The sequence below is a fragment of the Microbacterium xerophyticum genome (assembly GCF_053543555.1).
Map to the genome: position 1 here is coordinate 285,210 of NZ_JBLVOB010000006.1, position 19,262 is coordinate 304,471.

Below are 19,262 nucleotides of genomic sequence, written 5' to 3' on the forward strand. Positions count from 1 at the left end.
ACAGTTTAGTACTTGACAGTACGTAAGTCACGTCCTACTCTTTAGTACGCATCCGTACTGAAGGAGAATGTCATGGTCGTCCTGGCAATCGTCACCGCCACTGTCGCGTCATTCCTCGCCAGCGCGATCCTGTACGCGATCCCCGCGGTGTCCGCACTGGTGGCGAGGACGAGCACTGCGCGCCCTGGCCTGTCCACCGCGGTGCAGATGGGCTCCGTCGTCCTGCGCAGTCTCATCGCGTCCGGCCTCATTGCGGGGTTGATGATCGCCGCGGGGTGGAGTGACGCGGGCAGCGGAGCCTTGCTCGGATTGTCGTTGGTCACCCTCCCCGCGATTCTGCTGATGGGCGGCGTCGTGCACGAGAGCACTGCGATCCCGACCGCTGGTGTGCATCTGCTGGATTGGACGATCAAACTCGTCCTCATCGGTACGATCATCGGGCTGTTCGTCTGATGAGACCTGAGAACGGAGATCTGGCATGAATCCCACCACCGGCCCCGGCCCGTTGGACATCACATTCACGGCGACGCTCGGCAAAGTTCGTGATGGCGACACCTGGACGTGCGTCCAGCTCCCCGATTCCTCGAGCATCTTCGGCACCCGCGGTCTGATCAAGGTCGTCGGCACGGTCGACGGTGAACCGTTCCGAGGTTCTTTCATGGCTCTCGGTGACGGCACGCACAAGCTGCCGATCGCCGCCGTGGTCCGCAGAGCCATCGACAAGACCGACGGCGACGATGTGACCGTCCACCTCACGCAACGGCTCAACTGAAGCGGCTCCTACTAACGTCGACGGTATGAAGATGCACGCGGGCCAACTGCACGTCGATGAAGAGATCGCTCGTCGACTGATCGCAGAACAGTTCCCGCAGTGGCGGGAAGAGGGCGTCGTCCACGTCGACGGTGGTGGCACGGTCAACGCGATCTTCAGGATTGGTGATGGCCTTGCCGCGCGGTTCCCCCTGAACTCCGGGGACCCCGTCGAAGCGCTGACGCTGCTTCGCAAGGACGCGGCGGCGATGCAGGAGCTCGCCGCAACCTGCCCGGTGGACACGCCGTTGCACATCGCGCTCGGGACGCCGGCGCATGACTACCCGTTGCCCTGGTCGGTGCAGACGTGGATCCCCGGCGATGTCGCCACGCCGGACGGAGTCGCAGACTCCCTCGGCTTCACCCGGGATCTGATCTCCCTTCTGCGCGTGCTGCGCAACGCGGACACCGGCGGACGAGGCTTCGCCGGCACGGGGCGCGGTGGTGATCTGCGGGATTCCGACTCATGGATCGAGACCTGCCTGCACGAGAGCAAGAAGATGCTCCCGGTCGAGGAGCTCCGCGCACTGTGGGAGCGATTCCGCACCCTCCCGTCGTCGGGACCGGATCGGATGACGCACGGCGATCTGATTCCCGCGAATCTCCTCGTGGACGAGGACAGGTTGATCGGAGTCCTCGACGGCGGCGGCTTCGGCCCGGCGGATCCCGCGCTCGACCTCGTGGCCGCGTGGCATCTGCTGGACGGCGACATGCGCGATGTGCTCCGCGGTGAGCTGAGGATCGACGCGATCGAGTGGCAACGCGGCGCCGCATGGGCATTCCAACAGTCGATGGGCCTGGTCTGGTACTACTCGGAGTCGAATCCTCGGATGAGTGCGCTCGGCCGCAGCACGCTGCGCCGGATCCTGTCCGATCCCGAGATCAGCTCGACGACGACGGCGTCCTGACTTCGGACAGATCGAAGACCCACTCGTTCATATTGAGCATGGCGCCGCGGAACTCTTCCGTTCGCTGCCCCGCGAGTTCGAACCCCGCCTTGCGACACAGAGCATTGGACGGCCCGTTCGCCCTGTCGGGAAAAGCGACGAGCAGCCTTCGCCCGCCCGCGAAGGCGCGCGCGTCGTCGACGACGAGCGAGAGGGCAGCAGAGCCCACTCCCCTCCCCTGACTCTCAGGGACGATGAACCACCCCGCTTCGAATACGTCCACTCCCCTCCATGTCGTCTTCCAGAAGCAGATCGCTCCCACCGATTCGGTGCCGTCGACGATCACGAACGGTCGGGCTTCACCCTCTGCCAAGAGGCGCAGATACCGTTCATGACGCGCCCCCAACTGCGCATCCGTCTCAGGGCCACCGATGTGCACGGTCATCTCAGGGGTGTTTCCCCGCCGGAGCAGCGGGGCGTCATGCTCCGACCACAGGCGCAGCTCGATATCGCTCATGTGGTCACCATGGCATGGCCCTCCGACATCGCCAAGGGCGTACGAAATGCACCGTCTGCTGTTGACTACGTGACAGATCGTCCAGAACAATGGCTGTGTGGCCTCGATCGATCGTCTGTCTCCCCTGCTGGAACGCTTCCGCGTGCGCACTCACCTGTTCCACACCGGCCCACTGTGCGGAGCGACCGACTTCTCGGCGAGCATCGGGCGCGGATTCCTTCATGTCCTCCGCCGCGGCGAGGTGGAGATGGCGATCGTCCACGAGACGGGAAGGACTGAGCGGCTGGAGATCGATGAGCCGAGCCTGCTGTTCTTCCCGCGGCCTGTGGATCACACGTTCTTCAACGCCCCTGATGATGAGTCCGACTTCGCCTGTGCCACGCTCGATTTCGACGGCGGAGCGACGCATCCACTGGTCCGCGCTCTCCCGGCGGTCATCGTCGTTCCGTTGAAAGAGGCCGACGCACTCCGTCCCGCATTGGAACTGCTGTTCTCGGAGGTCGACAACGTCCGATGCGGACGACCGATCATCGCCGATCGACTCTTCGAGGTCGTCCTCATACAGCTGCTCAGGTGGATTCTCGACCATCCGAACGATCTCGCGCTGCCGCAGGGTCTTCTGCCCGGCTTGTCGGATGAGCGGCTCGCGCCGGCGCTGGTGGCGATGCACGAAGCACCGGGTGAGCCGTGGACGCTCGAGGCGATGGCCCGCGAGGCGAGGATGTCGCGCAGCGCGTTCGCCGCGAGGTTCAGGCAGGTCGTCGGACGTCCTGCTGCGGACTACCTGACCGAATGGAGACTCACGATCGCGCAGAGCCGATTGCGCGCAGGCATGTCCGTGACCGACGTCGCCGCGGAGCTCGGCTATGCGAGCGCATCCGCGTTCTCCCGAGCCTTCAGCCAGCGCCTCGGCAGCTCGCCGCGCGCGTGGCTTGCGCCCGCGGCCTGAGCGGGCTCATCTCCGATCGAGCTCAGTGGTGTTCGCCTGCTGCCTCGAGGATGCTGCGCAGCGTCGAAAGATCGATCTGTGAGATCTCGCCGCCGTACGTCTCTTCGATCCTGAACGCGAGATCGTTCCGCACGCAGAACTCGGCGGTCTTCTCCAGTCGTGGCACCACGTCCACATGGTCGTTGCCGAACAGCCCGGCGGCGTAGACATCTCTGCCGGCGTCGATCGCTGCCGCCAACTCCACGGACGAGCGGCGGGTGATGCCGTAGAGCTCTTTGAGAAGCGGTGGAGCGAGGGGCGGTCGACCCTCGATGAAGATCGCGATCGACGGGGATTCAGCCATGCTCCATTTCACCACGCGATCGGCGTGAGCGCCGTACGGCGTCGGTTCGTGCGCGCCCCGAGAGTAAGCTGAAACGGATGAGCACCACCCCCGCCTCCCCCGGTTCCACGATCGGGTGGAGAGCGTGGTCGATCTGGTCGGTCGGCGTGGCGGCGTACATGCTCGCGATCACCAATCGGACGTCGCTCGGCGCTGTCGGTGTGGATGCGGCGGAGAGATTCCAGGCGGATGCCTCGACGCTGTCCCTTTTCGCCGTCGTGCAACTCGCCGTGTACGGCGGCATGCAGATTCCCATCGGCGTACTTCTCGACAAGCACGGTGCGCGCCCGATCATCACGATCGGGATGATCCTGATGGCGTTCGGCCAGCTCACGATCGCGATCTCGCCCAGCATCGGCATCGCCATCGTCGCACGCATCCTCCTCGGCGCCGGCGATGCCGCGGTGTTCCCGGCGGTGCTTCGACTCATCGCGATCTGGTTCCCGGCGCAGCGAGGGCCTGTGATGGTGCAGCTCACCGGTGTGCTCGGACAGGCGGGTCAACTGATCGCGCTGATCCCGCTCGCCGCTCTCCTGCATTCGACGAGCTGGACGATCACCTTCGGCAGCATCGCCGGTCTGGGCGTCCTCTTCGCCATCCTCGTGTGGGTCGTGATCCGCAACCGCCCGCCCGAACTGCACGCCGACGTCACCGTCAACACGGACACCGGGGTCGTGCGCGTCGTGACATCGGCGATCGACACCGGTGTCGGCATCCGTGCGGCGTGGGCCCATCCGGGTACGCGCCTGGCTTTCTGGTCGCATTTCACGACGCCTTTCGCCGGCACCGCCTTCGTTCTGCTGTGGGGCATGCCGTTCCTCACAGCAGGTGAGGGTGTCACGACGGCGCAGGCCGCCACCATCATCTCCGTGTATGTCGTCGCCGGGATGCTGCTCGGGCCGATCATCGGCAACCTCTCCGGGCGCATGCCGAACCGGCGCTCGCTCGCCCTCGTGCTGCCGGCGATCGGGATGCAGATGCTCGCCTGGATCGTCGTCCTGCTGCTGCCGGGCCCGGCGCCGATCTGGCTGCTGTACGTCCTGGCGGTCGCACTCGCGACCGGTGGACCGGCGTCGATGATCGCTTTCGACCACGCCAGGACGCACAACCCCGCCCATCGGTTGAGCACTGCCACCGGGCTGACCAACGGCGGCGGATTCATCTCAGCGCTCATCGTCATCTTCCTCATCGGCCTCGCACTCGACCTTCAGGGTGCAGGCAGCCCGGAGACCTATTCGTTGGACGCCTTCCGCGTCGCGTTCCTCGCCCAGGTGCCGGTCTGGCTCGTGGGAACGACGTTCATCCTCATCGAACGCAAGCGCACGCGGATCCGCATCGGACTCGACCCCGAACGAAAGAGGAGACGATGACCGGAGACTTCACCTTCCTCCAGGCCGACGACCGGATCGACCGCGCGCGCGTGCATCGCTGGATCAGCGAGCAGTCGTACTGGGCGAAGGGACGCACCCGTGCGGTGCAGGACGCGGCGATCGACGCATCTCGCAACTACGGAGTGTGGGATGCGTCGAACGGCGATCAGGTCGCATACGCCCGCGTCGTGACCGATGGAGTGACGTTCGCCTGGTTGTGCGACGTGTTCGTCTCGTCCGACGTCCGAGCGCGCGGGATCGGGAAGATGCTGATCAACGGCGTGATCGCCGATCTGGAACCGCTCGGACTCACGCGGATGCTGCTGGCGACGGCCGACGCCCACGGGCTGTATGCGCAATACGGATTCGAGAACCCGAACGATCCGACCCGCTACATGGTGCGGAGCATGTCCTGAAGCGCAGCGGTCACAGCACAGTGTCGTCTGCCGAGGCATCCCTCCGGCGACGGGAAGCGAGAAGGATCAAGCCGATGACGAAGATGACCGCGCCGGCGCCCATCAGGATGTAGCCGATCAGGTCGAGATTCGCCCACTCGACCTCCACGTTCACCGCGAACGTGAGAATGGCTCCGATGACGAACAACGCGATTCCTGTGCCGATGCTCATGCGAGATCCTTCCCGATGTCGGTCGCGACACCTGTGTCGACGAGCACACCATTGCTGTTCGTTCTGACGATGCCAGCAATCGTCGTGGGAGGCAAGGGGGGTGATCAGCGCCGGCGCGGGGTCCAACCGACCGACAGCGCGTCATCCGACGCCGACCGCTCGAGGTCGACAGCCGCTGACCATCCCTGCGCGGCGTCGACGCCGTCGAATCCGCCGCGGGCCACCCGCATCCCGACGTCCTCGTGATGCATCCGCGGCGCTCCCCCACGCCTGACCGAGGCGCGCACACTCCACGCATCATCGGCGTACCCACCACCGCGGAACACTCTGTAGTCGCCGTAGCGTGCGGGATCGAGCAGATCCCAGCACCACTCCCACACGTTGCCGAGCGTGTCGAAGAGACCGTTGAGGTTGGGCATCTTGCCACCGACGTCCTGAGGGGCTGTCACGCCGTCCGCGGCAGTCCACGCGATGTCGGTGAGCGCACCATAGTGCGGACCTGTGGAGCCTGCGCGGCATGCATGTTCCCACTCCGCCTCCGTCGGCAGCCGGTACCCGTCGCTGTCCACGTGCCACGTCACGTCCTCGCCGTCGAACGTGTACGCGGGATCGAGCCCCTCCCACTCGGAGGCCGCGTTGCAGAAGCGCACCGCGCGCAGCCAGCTGAGATCCGCAGCCGGACGCCTCGGGTGCCGAGAGGCGATTCCGACGATCTCGGCCATCTGCTCCTCGGTGACCGCGAACACCCCGATCTCGAAGCTCTCGAGCTCCACCGTGCGCACCAGGTCTCGCCGGGCGTCATGAAGCGTCACGACGCCCGCGGGCACTGACGTCATCTCCACATCGCTCATGCCGGGACACGCTTCTCGGGGTGGGTGTGAGTCGGGATCGCGAACACCCGCATGAAGTACTGGCAGAGCGGCCCGACCAGGAGGGCGAATGCGACCGTGCCGACGCCGACGTTTCCGCCGAGCGCCCAGCCGACGGCGACCACGACGACCTCGATCCCCGTTCGCACGATCCAGATCCGCCACCCGGTCTTCTTGTGCAGGCCGGTCATCAGCCCGTCGCGCGGACCTGGACCGAAGTTGGCACCGATGTAGAGTCCCGTGGCAGCTGAGAGGACGAGCAGTCCGATCACGAAGAAGCACACGCGCAGCCACAGCGGCTGATCCGCGGGGATCAGCGCGAGACCGACGTCGGCGGACGGACCTACGAGAAGGGCGTTGAGGACGGTACCGATGCCGAGTCTCTGACGCAGCGGGATCCACAGCAGGAGCACCACGATGCTCACCAGGATCGTGACGACCCCGAACGACAGCGGGACGTGGTTGGTGATCCCCTGCGAGAGCACATCCCACGGTGCGGCGCCGATCTGTCCGCGCACCATGAACGCGATGCCGACGCCGTAGAGGAAGAGACCGATCAGCAGTTGCACCGAACGACGCGGGAGCCTGCGGCCGCGCAGCGATCTCACTGCGGAGCTCGTTCGACCCACGACGCGTACTTGGCCGCGCGCCCATCGCCCGAAGAAGTACGCGTCAGCCGACGCTTCACCCACGGACCGACGTGCTCGCGATAGTAGGCGAGCCCGACCGCTCCCCCGGTTCGCAGTTCGCTCGCGGCCCACCACTCGACGGGAGGCTCGTAACCGAGCGCCTCCAGCACCCTGGCCGCGACCCTGTGGTGACCGGACGAATTCATGTGAAGCCTGTCCTCCGACCAGTAGGCACTGCGCGCGAGCTCACGGTCGGGCCAGTTCAAGGCACGGACGACGTCGGGGCGCTCCGCGATCCGCCGCAGCACTGCCGCAGAGAGCTCGTCGCCGCGACGTTGGATCATCGACCCCATCGGCAGTTGCCCTGCGGGGTTCGCGCCGGACAGCACGATGAGCGTGACACCCTGTTCGTCGCATCGACGGAGAACCCGCGAGAAGGCATCGGCGATGTGCTCGAGATCGGTACGAGGACGGAGCATGTCGTTGCCTCCCCCGTTGAACGACAGATGCGTGGGGTTGAGCGCCAACGCCGGTTCGAGCTGCTCCTGCACGATCGGCCACGCGAGCTTTCCGCGGATCGCGAGGTTCGCGTACTGGATGGGATGGCCGACCGCATCCGCCCATCCCTGCGCGGCGATGTCGGCCCATCCCCGTACGCGGCCGTCCGGCAGCTCGTCGCCGACGCCCTCGGTGAACGAGTCGCCGATCGCCACGAATCTCACATCACTCACCGAACCAGCCTATGCCCGCGGACGGGCACGTCGGATCATCGATCGTCGAGCGCCTGGCCCCGTCGATCGACAAGGCCCCACGTCACGATAGCGGCGACGATGAAGAAACCAGCGAAGATGGCGAACAGCAGCGGGGCTCCCCCTGCGGCGAGCAGCAGCGGCACCATCAGCGGAGCGACGATCGATGCGATCCTGCCGACGCCAGCAGCCCACCCTGCTCCCGTGCCGCGCAACGACGTCGGGTAGATCTCCGGTGTCACCGCGTACAGCGCGCCCCATGCGCCGAGGTTGAAGAACGATAGCGCCATGCCTGTCGCGATGATCGGCCCGATGCCGGTGGCTGTGCCGAACAGCACGGCCGAGACCGCGGAGCCGGCGAGGAAGACGGAAAGGGTCGTTCGGCGCCCCCACACCTCGATGAGCCACGCGGCCACTGCGTAACCTGGCAGCTGCGCGAGGGTGATGAGCAGCGTGAAGCCGAAGGAGCGGACCAGGTCGTAGCCGGCATCGACGAGAATGCTGGGGATCCAGATGAACGCACCGTAGTAGGCGAAGTTCACGCAGAACCAGATCAGCCAGATGCACAGCGTCCGCAGCCTGAACTCGGGATACCAGAGCGTACCGAGGCGTGTCGCGGCGTCGTCGGCGATGGCGCGAGACACCGGTGTCTTCTGGACGAGCGGGCCAGCGGTGATGCCGGCATCCGCCTCGAAGGCTGCGACGATCCGCTCCGCCTGCGACAGCCTGCCGCGTGAGGCCAGCCATCGAGGCGATTCGGGCAGGCCCCAGCGCACGATGATGGCGTAGACTGCGGGCACGGCACCGAGCGCGAACGCCCAGCGCCATCCGGATTCGGATGCCGGGATGACGAAGTAGCCGATCAGCGCGGCCGCGGTCCAGCCGACCGCCCAGAACGCCTCGAGGACGACGATGAGACGGCCCCGGATGCGGCGCGGCGCGAACTCGCTCACGTACGTCGACGCGACAGGAAGCTCCGCACCGAGGCCGAGCCCGACGAAGAATCGCAGCACCAGCAGCATCGCGAGCCCGCCGACGAGTGCGCTGGCGCCGGTGGCGACGCCGTACACCAGCAGGGTGATCGCGAAGACCTGCCGCCGGCCGAGGCGATCAGCGAGCAGGCCGCCGAGAGTGGCGCCGATCGCCATGCCGATGAACCCGACGGAGGCGATCCACCCGGTCTCGGTCTTGGACAGATCCCACTGCTGCGCGAGCGCGGCGATGACGAACGAGATGAGGCCGACGTCCATCGCATCCAGTGCCCACCCGACGCCGGAGCCCGTGAGCACCCGGAAGTGCCGACGCGTGAACGGCAGTGTGTCGAGGCGTTCCGCCAGCGATGCGCGGCTCGGGATGCCTGGGTTGCTCATTTCAGCAGATCTCTGACTCGAGGGATCACCTCGGTGCCGTAGAGCTCGATGCTGCGCATCATCTGCTCATGCCCCAAGGTGCCGGTGGCGTACTTCAGATCGAACCGTCCGATTCCCAGAGTCCTGACGGTGTCTGCGATCTTCCGAGCGACGCGCTCTGGTGAACCGGAGTAGATCGCGCCTGCCGGTCCGACATCGTTCTGGAAGCGCGCACGGCTGTATTCGGGCCATCCTCGCTCCTTGCCGATGGTGTTGTTCATGGCCTCGAACCCCGTGTACGCGGCGTCCCATGCCTCTTCATCCGTGGCGGCGATGTGCCCCGGAGAGTGCACCGCGACCGGGTGCTCCTGCGTTCCGAAAGCTGTGATCGAGCGGTGGTACAGATCGACGAAGGGAGCGAACCGAGCGGCAGGGCCCCCGATGATCGCCAGCATCAGTCCGACACCGTGTCGCGCGACGCGCACGACGGATTCCGGGCTGCCTCCGACGCCGACCCAGGTGCGAAGGCCGCTCTCGGTCTTCGGGAACACGTCGGCGTCGACGAGCGCGGGACGCACGGTACCCGACCACGTGACGGGCTTCTCCTTGGCGAGTTCGACGAACAGCTCGAGCTTCTCCTCGAACAGCGACTCGTAATCGCGGAGGTCGAAGCCGAACAGGGGGAACGATTCGGTGAAGGAGCCGCGCCCCAGCACGACCTCCGCACGACCGCCCGACAACGCGTCCAGCGTCGCGAACCGCTCGTACACCCGCACGGGGTCGTCGGAGGACAGCACGGTGACCGCCGTGCCCAGCCTGATCCGCTGCGTGCGCGACGCGATCGCGGCGAGCACCATCTCCGGCGCCGAGACGGCGAACTCCTGACGATGATGCTCGCCCACTCCGAAGAAGTCGACACCGACGCTGTCGGCGAGGACGGCCTGCTCGACGACGTTGCGGATCGTCTGCGCCCCGCTCAGCAGCCTCCCGTCGGAATCACGAGTGATGTCGCCGAACGTGTCCAGCCCGAACTCGAGTTCCATCTGTGCGACTACCTGTTCACGAGCGACGTGCGCAGCGTGTCGAGACCGACCCCGCCGAGATCGAGCGCTCGCTTGTGGAACTGCTTGATGTCGAACGCATCGCCCTGCTGCGCCTGATACGCGTCGCGCACCTGTTCCCAGATCCGCTGGCCGACCTTGTAGGAAGGCGCCTGTCCTGGCCAGCCGAGGTAGCGGTTCACCTCGAACCGGACGAACTCATCCGACATGTTGACGTTGCGGCGCATGAAGTCGAGTGCGTAGTCGGCATCCCAGGTCCCGCTGCCGTCGAGTCGCGGCTTGCCCAGGTGCACTCCGATGTCGAGCACCACGCGCGCAGCGCGCATGCGCTGGCCGTCGAGCATGCCGAGTCGGTCGGCAGGGTCGTCGAGATATCCGAGCTGCTGCATGAGTCGCTCTGCGTAGAGCGCCCATCCCTCGGCATGCCCTGAGGTACCGGCGAGCAGCCGGCGCCAGGAGTTCAGCTCGGCACGGTTGTAGACGGCCTGGCCGATCTGGAGGTGATGGCCGGGAATGCCCTCGTGATACACCGTGGTGAGTTCGCGCCAGGTGTCGAACTCGGTGACGCCCTCCGGCACCGACCACCACATCCTGCCGGGGCGCGAGAAGTCGTCGGTCGGGCCGGTGTAGTAGATCCCGCCCTCCTGCGTCGGCGCGATCATGCATTCGAGCGTGCGGATCTGCTCCGGAATGTCGAAGTGCGTCGCGCCCAGCTCGGTGACCGCACGGTCGCTGGTCTCCTGCATCCAGCGCTGCAGCGCCTCGGTGCCGTGCAGCTTCCGCGAGGGGTCGGCCTCCAGATGCGCGACCGCCTCTTCGACGGTGGAGCCGGGGAGGATCTCGTTCGCGATCGCGGTCTGCTCGGCGACCATGCGCGCGAGTTCCTCGCGGCCCCATTCGTAGGTCTCATCCAGGTCGATCTCCGCGCCGAGGAAGCGACGGGAGTTGAGCGCGTAGAGTTCACGGCCGACGGCATCCACCTCGCTCGCGGCGGGCGCGAGGGTACCGGTCAGGAAGTTCTTGAGCTCGTCGTAGGCGACGCGCGCCGCAGATGCGCTGTCGGCGAGTTCGCGGGCGAGGGATGCCGGCAGTTCGCCCTCATCGGGAGTCGCAGCCGCGACGAAGGAGGCGAAGAATCCGTCATCGGCCGTGTAGCGGACGATCTGATCGGCCACTTCGGTGACCTGCCGGCGTGCGGGAACGACGCCCTGCGCGATGCCTTCCGCCAGAGTGGCCGTGTATCCGCGAAGCGCCGTCGGGACGGCGGCCAGTCGTTTCACGATGACGGACCACTCCTCGGCCGTCGCGGTGGGCATGAGGTCGTACACCTGACGGATGTCCTGCGCTGCCGAAGCGATCACGTTCAGGTCGCGCAGGTGCCACTTGGCGTCGTGGAACTCGAGGTCGAGCGTCAGCTCGCTTTCGAGGTCGGCTTTGGTGACCTCGTCCACGGCGTCTGCCGGAGTCAGATCGCGCAGCGAACCGAGCGTCCTGCGCACCTCGGTCGCGTACTGCTCCTGGCCGTCGGGGCTCAGATCGCCGTAGCGGTCGTTCGCGTCGTTGCGACCGATGTAGGTGCCGAGCGTGGGTGCGAGGTTCACGAGGGTGTCGACCCAGTCTTCTGCGACCTGGTCGATCGCTGAGGGCGTGCGAGGGGTAGTCGTCATCCCCTCAGCGTAGCGCCGCGACCGACTCGGCAGCGTGCGCTGCGAGCCTCAGTGCGCGGCTTCGTTCCAGTCGTGCCCCCGACCGACCTGGACGTCCAGTGGGACGGACAGATCGGCCGCGTCCGCCATGCGGGTGCGCACGATCTTCTCCGTCGCGTCCCACTCCCCCGGGGCGACCTCGACCACGAGCTCGTCGTGGATCTGCAGGAGAACCCGGGAACGGAGGTCGGCGGCGGTCAGGTCGGCGTGGATCTCGTACAGCGCGATCTTCATGATGTCGGCGGCGCTGCCCTGGATGGGGGCATTGAGTGCGGCGCGTTCGGCGTTCTCGCGCAGCACGCGGTTGGGGCTGCTGAGGTCGGGGAACGGACGACGGCGGCCGAAGATCGTCTCGGTGTAACCGACCTCCTTCGCCTTCACGACCGAGGCACGCAGGTAGTCGCGTACGGCGCCGAACCGGGCGAAGTACTCGAGCATCAGCTGCTTAGCCTCCGACTGCTCGATGCGCAGCTGCTTCGACAGACCGAACGCGGACAGGCCGTAGACGAGTCCGTACGACATGGCCTTGACCTTCGTGCGCATCGCGGAGGAGACCTCGGACGGGTCGACGCCGAAGACACGGGCGCCGACGAACCGGTGGAGGTCCTCACCGCTGTTGAACGCCTCGATCAGACCTTCATCGCCGGAGAGGTGCGCCATGATGCGCATCTCGATCTGCGAATAGTCGGCCGTGAGCAGCGTCTCGTACCCCTCACCCACCTCGAACGCGCTGCGGATGCGCCGGGACTCCTCGGTGCGCACAGGGATGTTCTGCAGGTTCGGGTCGGTGCTGGAGAGCCGGCCGGTCTGGCTGCCGGTCTGCACGTACGTCGTGTGGACGCGGTGATCGTCACGGATCGCGGTGTCGAGGGACTCGATGATCTGGCGGAGCTTGGTGGCCTCGCGGTGCTGCAGCAGCAGATCGAGGAACGGATGCGGGTTGCTCTCCTGCAGATCGGCGAGCACAGCGGCATCGGTGGAGTACCCGGTCTTGGTCTTGCGGGTCTTCGGCAGTTGCAGGTCTTCGAACAGCACCTCCTGCAGCTGCTTCGGCGACCCGAGGTTGAACTCGCGGCCCACCAGAGCGAAGGCATCGGCGGCGAGGCCGTCGGTGCGTGCGGCGAGCTCGCCCGAGAACGTGGAGAGCACCTCGTGCGACACGGCGACACCGGAGATCTCCATGTCGGCGAGGACGAGCAGCGTGGGCAGTTCGATGTCGGTGAGCACCTTCGCCACCGATTCCGGGATGTCTTCGCGCAGTGCCGCCGCGGCGCGAAGCGTGAACCACGCCTCCTGCGACGGCGTCGCTCCGTCGGTCTCGGGAACGAGCTGGGTGGGATCGGCCACCGGCAGCTTCTCGTCCAGGTAGCGATCCACGAGGTGGGCGAGGGTCTTGTCGGGGAAGCTCGGCCGCAGCAGCCACCCGGCCAGCAGAGTGTCGTAGGCGAGACCACCGAGCCGGATGCCCGCGCGGTGCAGAGCCTTCACCTGAGGCTTGGCGTCGTTGAGCACCTTCTTCGCGTCGGACTCCAGCCAGGGTCGCAATGCATCCGCCGTCGCGTCGCTCCAGTCGGTCTCGCGGAGCTCGGTGAGGCTCGAGACACCGATGCGCGATATCGCGCCTCCGTTCGTCACGAGCGCTACCGCCAGTTCGTCGCTCTGGGCGGCGATCCATGCGGCGAGTTCGGTGACCGACGCCTCGACGGGCGCGGGCATCGGAACCGCGGGCTCATCGTGCACGGCCTCATCGCCAGCGCCGACCGCGTCGAACACCCGTGGGAGCAGGGTGCGGAACTCGAGCCGCGCGAAGATGTCGCGCACGGCCTGGGCGTCGATCGGGGCGACGGCGAGGTCAGCCGGCACGACGGTCAGCTCGACGTCGGTGAGGAGGCGGTTGAGCTGCCGGTTGCGCCGGACGGCGTCCATGTTCTCACGCAGATTGCCGCCGACCACGCCCTTGATCTCCTCGGCGCGCTCGAGCAGCTCGTCGAGTCCGCCGAACTGCGTGAGCCACTTCACCGCGGTCTTCTCGCCCACCTTCGGCACACCGGGCAGGTTGTCGCTCGTCTCGCCCACGAGGGCGGCGATGTCGGGGTACTGCTCCGGACGCACGCCGTAGCGCTCCTGCACGGTCGCAGGGTCGTAGCGCTTGAGCTGCGACACGCCCTGCACGGAGGGGTACAGCAGAGTGACCTTGTCGTTCACGAGCTGGATCGTGTCGCGGTCGCCCGAGACGAGGAGCACGTCGTAGCCCTGTTCGGCGCCCTGCACCGACAGCGTGGCGAGGATGTCGTCGGCCTCGATGCCCTCCTTAGTGAGGACGGGGATCGACATGGCTGCCAGCACGTCCTGCAGCAGCGGCACCTGTCCGCGGAACTCCTGCGGCGACTCGGAACGCGTCGCCTTGTACTCGGGGTAGACATCGGTGCGGAACGAGTGCCGCGATGTGTCGAACGCGATCGCCATATGGGTCGGCTTCTCGGCCTTGATCAGGTTCACGAGCATCGACAGGAAGCCGTAGATGGCGTTCGTGTGCTGATGATCCTTCGTCGTGAAGTTCTCGACCGGCAGCGCGAAGAACGCGCGATAGGCGAGCGAATGGCCGTCGACGACCATGAGGGTAGGCTTTGCGGAGTCCGTCACCCTGTCAGCCTAACGAGGACGACGGACATGCGCTGAGGAGGACACGTGAGCGAGACCACCCTGACACCGGGATTGAAGTGGGTCATGGAGCGAGGCATGGGAACTCTGGCCGAACGGATGGGCATCGAGTTCACCGAGTTCACGATCGAGCGCAGCGTCGCGACCATGCCCGTCGAGGGCAACACTCAGCCGGTCGGGCTCCTGCACGGAGGCGCCTACGTCGTGCTCGGGGAATCGCTCGGCTCGATGGCCGCGAATCTGCATGCCGGGCCCGGCCGCCTGGCAGTGGGCGTCGACATCAACGCCACGCACACGAGATCGGCCACCTCAGGTGTCGTGACCGGCGTCTGCACGCCGATCCATCTGGGCCGCAGCGTCGCCGTTCACGAGATCGTCGTGAGCGACGAGCAGGGTCGTCGTTGTTCGACAATCCGCATCACGAACATGATCAAGGACATGCCAGCGCGCTGACCGGGCACGCTCCGGCGCTCAGTCGTCCGAGAGGATCCGCTGGAACAGCAGGTGATCCTGCCACTGCCCCGCGATACGCAGATACCGCGGAGCCAGACCGATCTGCGCGAAGCCGTTGCGCATCAGCACGCGCTGCGATGCCGCGTTCTCGACCAGCGTGGCCGCCTGCAGACGGTGCAGGCCCAGCTGATCCCTGGCGTGACCGATCACCAGGGCCACGGCGCGGCTCATCACTCCGCGGCCGACGAGGGACGCATCCACCCAGTAACCGAGATCCGCGCTGTGGAACGCGCCCCTGACGATGTTGACGACATTCGTGATCCCGACGATGCGGCCGTCGTCATGGGCGAGCACGAATCGGGCCGCTCGTCCGTCCGCGTGGTCGCGCAGATACTGCGCCACCAGTCCGTCCTGCCATGCGACGGTGTAGAAGCTCTCATCACGACCCGGATCCCAGCGGGCGAGATGCGCGCGGTTCGCGTCGTAGGCGGCAGCGTACGCCGCGGCGTCACCCGATCCGACCGGACGAAGGCGGATGCCGTCGCCGAGGTCGAACGTCACTTCTTGGGTGCGAGCTGCTCGATGATCGCCTTGGCGACATCCTGCATCGTCAGACGACGGTCCATGGATGCCTTCTGGATCCAGCGGAACGCCTCGGGCTCGCTGAGGCCCATCTTCTCGTTGAGCAGGCCCTTGGCACGGTCGACGAGCTTGCGGGTCTCGAAGCGCTCGACCATGTCGGCGACCTCGGCCTCGAGCGTGATGATCTGCTCATGACGGGCGAGGGCGATCTCTATCGCCGGAAGAAGATCGTTGGGAGTGAACGGCTTGACCACGTACGCGAGCGCGCCGGCCTCACTCGCACGCTCGACGAGCTCCTTCTGGCTGAATGCCGTGAGAAGCACGACGGGCGCGATGTTGCCCTTGTGGAGCTTCTCTGCGGCGCTGATGCCGTCGAGCTGCGGCATCTTGACGTCCATGATGACCAGGTCGGGGCGAAGCTCGGTGGCCAGTGCCACTGCCGTCTCTCCGTCACCTGCCTCACCGACGACGTCGAATCCGTTGTCGCGGAGGATCTCGACGATGTCGAGACGGATCAGCGATTCGTCTTCGGCGACGACGACCCGTCGCGGGGCGGATGCCGTGGGCTGCTCAGCCGGTTCTGCCTGTTCTTGCTCGGTCACGAATCCATTCTAGTGGAGAGGAGGCCGTGACCAGTCCCAGGAACCCGCCGAACGCACCGGAGTGGTCGTCCTCCTGCGCTAAAGTCGTAGACGCACCACGCGCCGGCGTGGCGGAATGGTAGACGCGGAGCACTCAAAATGCTTTGTTCGAAAGGACGTGCGGGTTCGAGTCCCGCCGCCGGCACTCTCGTGGCGAAGGCGCTCATGCCGTCACCCCGTTGATTCGGATGAAGGGCCGTTCCCATGGATGAACGCCTGTCGTCCGTGTGGCGGCACTGGGACATCCTGACGGCTGCCGCACTCGTGGGGTTGTCCTTCGTCCCCGGTGTGGAACGTCAGGGCGTGGACCTCGCGGAGCTTCCCGACGGTGCGATGGACGCATGGGGATGGGTGCTCCTGATCGCACAGGGCGCGGCGGTGGCACTGCTGCGCAGCAGGCCCGCCCTCTGCCTTGCCCTCGTCGGCACGGCATTCGCCGCCTACCAGCTGCTCGGATACCCGACCACGTTCGCCGCATTGGGGCTTCTGGTCGCCGTCGTTGGAGCCGGGGCGCTCGTACGACGGCATCGGCGGTCGGTCGCTCTCACGGCAGCGGTCGGATACGTACTGCTGTGCATCGCGCTGGGAGGCGTCGGATCGCCGACGCGGATACTGGATCACATCGTCTTCGGGCTGCTGCTCGCGTCGCTGTGGGTGGTGGGCGCATGGATGCGCAATCGCGTGCAGACGCAGCGACGCCGAAGCGCGGAGGCGGAGCGGGTCGCGGTCGAACTCGAGCGCGCGCGTCTCGCAAGGGAACTGCACGATGTGATCACGCATCACGTGACGGCGATGGTCGTCCAGGCCGATGCCGCGCAGTACGGCACGGACGACGCCACGAGGACCAGCGCGTCGCTCGTCATGATCGGCGACACCGGAAGGGCAGCGCTGACGGATCTGCGCGGCCTCCTCGGTGCCTTGGACGGTACTGTCGACGATGCGGTTCGGACACCGGCGATCACGGACGTGCAGGACCTGGTGGACCGCGCACGCGCAGGAGGTCAACCGGTCGAGTTCGACCGAGAGGGCGAACCTCGCACCCTCGATGCCGCCCGAGAGCTCGCGGTGGTCAGAGTCGTGCAGGAGAGCCTGACGAACGCGATCAAGCACGCCAACGGCGCCCCCACCCGCGTGCGGATTCGCTACGACGAGACGGAGATCGACGTGACGGTGACGAACGAGACCGCCGGTGCAGTGGGCCTGGGAGGGGGCGGACACGGACTCGCCGGCCTGCGTGAGCGCATCGCTCTTCTCGGCGGGGAGTTCACCGCCGGGCCTTCGGCAGACGGATTCGCCGTGCGCGCTCGGATCTCCGCATGATCGCCGATCCCGATTCGGACGCGGCGCCCATCAGGGTGATCGTGTGCGATGACCAGGACCTCGTGCGCACCGGTTTCGTCACGATCATCGACGCCCAACAGGATCTGCAGGTCGTCGGCGAGGCGTCCGACGGTCGGACAGCGCTCCGGTTGGTGGAGCAGGAGAAGCCGGACGTCGTGGTGATGGACATCCGGATGCCGCGGATGGACGGCATCGAGGCCACGCGGCTGATGGCCGGGCCCGGAGTCGTCGATCCGGTCAAGATCCTGATCGTCACGACGTTCAACCTTGACGCGCTCGTTCTCGACGCGCTTCGCGCCGGCGCGAGCGGCTTCCTGCTGAAGGATGCCAGACCCGCCGAACTCCTCCACGCTATCCGAACGGTGGCGGCAGGCGAATCACTGCTCTCCCCCACCGTGACCAGGGCGCTGATCGGCCGTCATGCCGAGCGGGTGCGCCCTGCGGAGCGCGATCGCAGCGAGCTGGATGTGTTGACAGCGCGGGAGCTGGAGGTGCTCCGCCTCATCGCCGAGGGGCTGTCGAATGCGGAGATCGCCCTCGCACTCGTCATCAGCCACGAGACCGTGAAGACGTACGTCTCCCGCATCCTCGGCAAGCTCGGTCTACGCGATCGCGTGCAGGCGGTGGTCCTCGCCCATCGGCTCGGCCTCATCGGCGACGCCTGACACGCATCCCTCTGCAGAGCTACCGGAAGTGTCCCCTCCCGCGTGATGCCACGGCGCAAGGCCGTCCGTAGCGTGTTCCTCGACCCCACCGAAAGCATCGAGGAGACGAATCCGATGAACATCGCACCACAGACCACCCCGCCGGCGCCGGCCGCAGGGCGCACAGGCATCCTGTCCAGGAGATGGGTGCCTGGAGCAACCATGATCATCGGGTTCGCGCTCGTGATGATCGTGTCCAACTCGATCGCCTCAGCGCTCGAGAACCCGGTCGCCGCGCTGCTGATCGGCGCTCTGCTCGCCGTCCTGGTCCTGTGGGTGTACCGCCTTGCGGTCCTGCGCATCGAACGACGCCCGGCCGTCGAGCTCGCCCCGGCGAACGCGAAGCGGATGATCGTGCTCGGGTTCGCGGGCGGACTTCTGCTGTCGGCGGCGACGGTCGGAATCCTCGCCCTGTTCGGCGGCTATCGGATCACCGGCTGGGGCTCCCTCAGCGGTGCGCTCACCGTCATCGGGATGATGTGCGCGATCGCCGTCGCAGAGGAGGTGCTCTTCCGCGGCGTGATCTTCGGACTCGTCCAGAAGCGCGCCGGCACGTGGCTCGCCCTTGCCGTCTCCGCAGCCCTGTTCGGCCTCGTGCACCTGGTGAATCCCGGTGCGACAGTGTGGGGAGCGGTCGCGATCGCGATCGAGGCCGGACTCATGCTCGGTGCCGCATATGTCGCCACCGGCTCGCTGTGGCTTCCGATCGGGCTTCACCTCGGCTGGAACATCGCCACGGTCGCGGTGTTCGGCACCGTGACTTCCGGCAGCGAGTCGAGGGGGGCGATCGTGACCGCGACCACGTCAGGGCCGGACTGGTTGACCGGTGGCTCGTTCGGGCCGGAGGCGAGCGTCATCGCGGTCGTCGTCTGCTCCGCGGCCACCGCAATCCTGCTCGCGATCGCACGCCGCAGGGGACGCATCGTGGGCCGCGCCTGACGGTTCGTGAAACGGAAGAGGGGCGGGGCCGCGGGG

22 protein-coding genes and 1 tRNA gene are annotated in these 19,262 nt (G+C 66.8%); 11 read left to right on the forward strand and 12 right to left on the reverse strand.

The features are described 5' to 3' along the window. Positions 1 to 72 precede the first annotated feature (72 nt). Genes ACNPNP_RS08005 through ACNPNP_RS08015 form a run of 3 tightly spaced genes read left to right on the forward strand, consistent with a single transcriptional unit; the run spans position 73 to position 1,718 of the window. Positions 73 to 453 carry a DUF1761 family protein gene (locus ACNPNP_RS08005; RefSeq protein ID WP_448965520.1) on the forward strand — a complete coding sequence of 127 codons (381 nt, stop codon included), beginning with the start codon at positions 73 to 75 and terminating at the stop codon, positions 451 to 453. A 25-nt stretch (positions 454 to 478) separates the two neighbouring features. After that, on the forward strand, positions 479 to 772 hold the full coding sequence (locus tag ACNPNP_RS08010; protein ID WP_448965521.1) for a DUF1905 domain-containing protein: 294 nt from the start codon (positions 479 to 481) through the stop codon (positions 770 to 772). A 25-nt stretch (positions 773 to 797) separates the two neighbouring features. Further along, complete coding sequence (locus ACNPNP_RS08015) at positions 798 to 1,718, forward strand: aminoglycoside phosphotransferase family protein (protein WP_448965522.1); 921 nt, start codon at positions 798 to 800, stop codon at positions 1,716 to 1,718. Here ACNPNP_RS08015 and ACNPNP_RS08020 read toward each other — a convergent pair. After that, positions 1,693 to 2,214, reverse strand: a complete 522-nt coding sequence (locus ACNPNP_RS08020) for a GNAT family N-acetyltransferase (RefSeq protein ID WP_448965523.1) — start codon at positions 2,212 to 2,214, stop codon at positions 1,693 to 1,695. The two genes, ACNPNP_RS08015 and ACNPNP_RS08020, sit on opposite strands and share 26 nt — an antisense overlap. A gap of 97 nt (positions 2,215 to 2,311) precedes the next feature. On the opposite strand from ACNPNP_RS08020, the gene ACNPNP_RS08025 reads away from it, so the two are divergent. Then, on the forward strand, positions 2,312 to 3,163 hold the full coding sequence (locus ACNPNP_RS08025; RefSeq protein WP_448965524.1) for an AraC family transcriptional regulator: 852 nt from the start codon (positions 2,312 to 2,314) through the stop codon (positions 3,161 to 3,163). Positions 3,164 to 3,185: 22 nt separating this feature from the next. Here the strand turns inward: ACNPNP_RS08025 and ACNPNP_RS08030 are convergent, their stop codons facing one another. Then, positions 3,186 to 3,506: a hypothetical protein gene (locus tag ACNPNP_RS08030; RefSeq protein ID WP_448965525.1), complete on the reverse strand. Its 321-nt coding sequence runs from the start codon at positions 3,504 to 3,506 to the stop codon at positions 3,186 to 3,188. 77 nt (positions 3,507 to 3,583) lie between these two features. On the opposite strand from ACNPNP_RS08030, the gene ACNPNP_RS08035 reads away from it, so the two are divergent. Further along, entirely contained in the window at positions 3,584 to 4,915 is a 1,332-nt protein-coding gene (locus ACNPNP_RS08035) for an MFS transporter (protein ID WP_448965526.1), read from the forward strand. After that, positions 4,912 to 5,331, forward strand: coding sequence for a GNAT family N-acetyltransferase (locus tag ACNPNP_RS08040; protein ID WP_448965527.1), 420 nt, complete (start codon positions 4,912 to 4,914; stop codon positions 5,329 to 5,331). Before ACNPNP_RS08035 ends, ACNPNP_RS08040 begins: the two co-directional genes overlap by 4 nt. 10 nt (positions 5,332 to 5,341) lie before the next feature. Here ACNPNP_RS08040 and ACNPNP_RS08045 read toward each other — a convergent pair whose 3' ends face one another. From ACNPNP_RS08045 to polA, 8 genes are all read right to left on the reverse strand, one after another. Then, a complete protein-coding gene (locus tag ACNPNP_RS08045) occupies positions 5,342 to 5,542 on the reverse strand; it encodes a DUF6458 family protein (protein ID WP_448965528.1) in 201 nt (66 codons plus the stop codon). A 104-nt stretch (positions 5,543 to 5,646) separates the two neighbouring features. Next, positions 5,647 to 6,393, reverse strand: a complete 747-nt coding sequence (locus tag ACNPNP_RS08050; RefSeq protein WP_448965529.1) for a formylglycine-generating enzyme family protein — start codon at positions 6,391 to 6,393, stop codon at positions 5,647 to 5,649. Next, complete coding sequence (yczE, locus tag ACNPNP_RS08055; RefSeq protein WP_448965530.1) at positions 6,390 to 7,019, reverse strand: membrane protein YczE; 630 nt, start codon at positions 7,017 to 7,019, stop codon at positions 6,390 to 6,392. Before yczE ends, ACNPNP_RS08050 begins: the two co-directional genes overlap by 4 nt. After that, complete coding sequence (locus ACNPNP_RS08060) at positions 7,016 to 7,771, reverse strand: SGNH/GDSL hydrolase family protein (protein WP_448965531.1); 756 nt, start codon at positions 7,769 to 7,771, stop codon at positions 7,016 to 7,018. The genes yczE and ACNPNP_RS08060 overlap by 4 nt, the downstream gene beginning before the upstream one ends. 35 nt (positions 7,772 to 7,806) lie before the next feature. Continuing rightward, a complete protein-coding gene (locus ACNPNP_RS08065; protein WP_448965532.1) occupies positions 7,807 to 9,159 on the reverse strand; it encodes an MFS transporter in 1,353 nt (450 codons plus the stop codon). Further along, complete coding sequence (locus tag ACNPNP_RS08070) at positions 9,156 to 10,181, reverse strand: LLM class flavin-dependent oxidoreductase (RefSeq protein WP_448965533.1); 1,026 nt, start codon at positions 10,179 to 10,181, stop codon at positions 9,156 to 9,158. Before ACNPNP_RS08070 ends, ACNPNP_RS08065 begins: the two co-directional genes overlap by 4 nt. Before the next feature lie 8 nt (positions 10,182 to 10,189). Then, positions 10,190 to 11,866, reverse strand: a complete 1,677-nt coding sequence (locus tag ACNPNP_RS08075; protein WP_448965534.1) for a DUF885 domain-containing protein — start codon at positions 11,864 to 11,866, stop codon at positions 10,190 to 10,192. Positions 11,867 to 11,914: 48 nt separating this feature from the next. Beyond that, positions 11,915 to 14,548: a DNA polymerase I gene (gene polA / locus ACNPNP_RS08080; protein ID WP_448965535.1), complete on the reverse strand. Its 2,634-nt coding sequence runs from the start codon at positions 14,546 to 14,548 to the stop codon at positions 11,915 to 11,917. An 84-nt stretch (positions 14,549 to 14,632) separates the two neighbouring features. Here polA and ACNPNP_RS08085 point away from each other — a divergent pair, with 84 nt between their 5' ends. Beyond that, the gene (locus ACNPNP_RS08085) at positions 14,633 to 15,019 is read left to right on the forward strand and encodes a hotdog fold thioesterase (RefSeq protein ID WP_448966147.1); all 387 of its coding nucleotides are present in this window, start codon (positions 14,633 to 14,635) and stop codon (positions 15,017 to 15,019) included. A gap of 18 nt (positions 15,020 to 15,037) precedes the next feature. Here ACNPNP_RS08085 and ACNPNP_RS08090 read toward each other — a convergent pair whose 3' ends face one another. Then, the gene (locus ACNPNP_RS08090; protein ID WP_448965536.1) at positions 15,038 to 15,580 is read right to left on the reverse strand and encodes a GNAT family N-acetyltransferase; all 543 of its coding nucleotides are present in this window, start codon (positions 15,578 to 15,580) and stop codon (positions 15,038 to 15,040) included. Next, positions 15,577 to 16,203: an ANTAR domain-containing response regulator gene (locus ACNPNP_RS08095; RefSeq protein ID WP_033107049.1), complete on the reverse strand. Its 627-nt coding sequence runs from the start codon at positions 16,201 to 16,203 to the stop codon at positions 15,577 to 15,579. Before ACNPNP_RS08095 ends, ACNPNP_RS08090 begins: the two co-directional genes overlap by 4 nt. Positions 16,204 to 16,304: 101 nt before the next feature. Between ACNPNP_RS08095 and ACNPNP_RS08100 the strand changes: the two genes are divergently transcribed. The 4 genes from ACNPNP_RS08100 to ACNPNP_RS08115 all read left to right on the forward strand — a co-directional run bounded on the left by ACNPNP_RS08100 (position 16,305) and on the right by ACNPNP_RS08115 (position 19,226). Then, positions 16,305 to 16,387 (forward strand) — tRNA-Leu (locus ACNPNP_RS08100). A 59-nt stretch (positions 16,388 to 16,446) separates the two neighbouring features. Continuing rightward, on the forward strand, positions 16,447 to 17,562 hold the full coding sequence (locus tag ACNPNP_RS08105; RefSeq protein WP_448965537.1) for a sensor histidine kinase: 1,116 nt from the start codon (positions 16,447 to 16,449) through the stop codon (positions 17,560 to 17,562). Next, positions 17,559 to 18,248, forward strand: coding sequence for a response regulator (locus ACNPNP_RS08110; protein ID WP_448965538.1), 690 nt, complete (start codon positions 17,559 to 17,561; stop codon positions 18,246 to 18,248). The genes ACNPNP_RS08105 and ACNPNP_RS08110 overlap by 4 nt, the downstream gene beginning before the upstream one ends. Before the next feature lie 114 nt (positions 18,249 to 18,362). After that, complete coding sequence (locus tag ACNPNP_RS08115; RefSeq protein ID WP_448965539.1) at positions 18,363 to 19,226, forward strand: CPBP family intramembrane glutamic endopeptidase; 864 nt, start codon at positions 18,363 to 18,365, stop codon at positions 19,224 to 19,226. Positions 19,227 to 19,262 lie beyond the last annotated feature (36 nt).

Coding starts and splice junctions, on each gene's coding strand:
- ACNPNP_RS08070 (WP_448965533.1), bottom strand. CDS start 10,181: ATGGAACTCGAGTTCGGGCTGGACACGTTCGGCGACATCACTCGTGAT.
- ACNPNP_RS08110 (WP_448965538.1), top strand. CDS start 17,559: ATGATCGCCGATCCCGATTCGGACGCGGCGCCCATCAGGGTGATCGTG.
- ACNPNP_RS08020 (WP_448965523.1), bottom strand. CDS start 2,214: ATGAGCGATATCGAGCTGCGCCTGTGGTCGGAGCATGACGCCCCGCTG.
- ACNPNP_RS08075 (WP_448965534.1), bottom strand. CDS start 11,866: ATGACGACTACCCCTCGCACGCCCTCAGCGATCGACCAGGTCGCAGAA.
- ACNPNP_RS08005 (WP_448965520.1), top strand. CDS start 73: ATGGTCGTCCTGGCAATCGTCACCGCCACTGTCGCGTCATTCCTCGCC.
- ACNPNP_RS08040 (WP_448965527.1), top strand. CDS start 4,912: ATGACCGGAGACTTCACCTTCCTCCAGGCCGACGACCGGATCGACCGC.
- ACNPNP_RS08030 (WP_448965525.1), bottom strand. CDS start 3,506: ATGGCTGAATCCCCGTCGATCGCGATCTTCATCGAGGGTCGACCGCCC.
- ACNPNP_RS08010 (WP_448965521.1), top strand. CDS start 479: ATGAATCCCACCACCGGCCCCGGCCCGTTGGACATCACATTCACGGCG.
- ACNPNP_RS08015 (WP_448965522.1), top strand. CDS start 798: ATGAAGATGCACGCGGGCCAACTGCACGTCGATGAAGAGATCGCTCGT.
- ACNPNP_RS08085 (WP_448966147.1), top strand. CDS start 14,633: ATGGAGCGAGGCATGGGAACTCTGGCCGAACGGATGGGCATCGAGTTC.
- ACNPNP_RS08035 (WP_448965526.1), top strand. CDS start 3,584: ATGAGCACCACCCCCGCCTCCCCCGGTTCCACGATCGGGTGGAGAGCG.
- ACNPNP_RS08050 (WP_448965529.1), bottom strand. CDS start 6,393: ATGAGCGATGTGGAGATGACGTCAGTGCCCGCGGGCGTCGTGACGCTT.
- ACNPNP_RS08115 (WP_448965539.1), top strand. CDS start 18,363: ATGAACATCGCACCACAGACCACCCCGCCGGCGCCGGCCGCAGGGCGC.
- ACNPNP_RS08105 (WP_448965537.1), top strand. CDS start 16,447: ATGGATGAACGCCTGTCGTCCGTGTGGCGGCACTGGGACATCCTGACG.
- ACNPNP_RS08045 (WP_448965528.1), bottom strand. CDS start 5,542: ATGAGCATCGGCACAGGAATCGCGTTGTTCGTCATCGGAGCCATTCTC.
- ACNPNP_RS08065 (WP_448965532.1), bottom strand. CDS start 9,159: ATGAGCAACCCAGGCATCCCGAGCCGCGCATCGCTGGCGGAACGCCTC.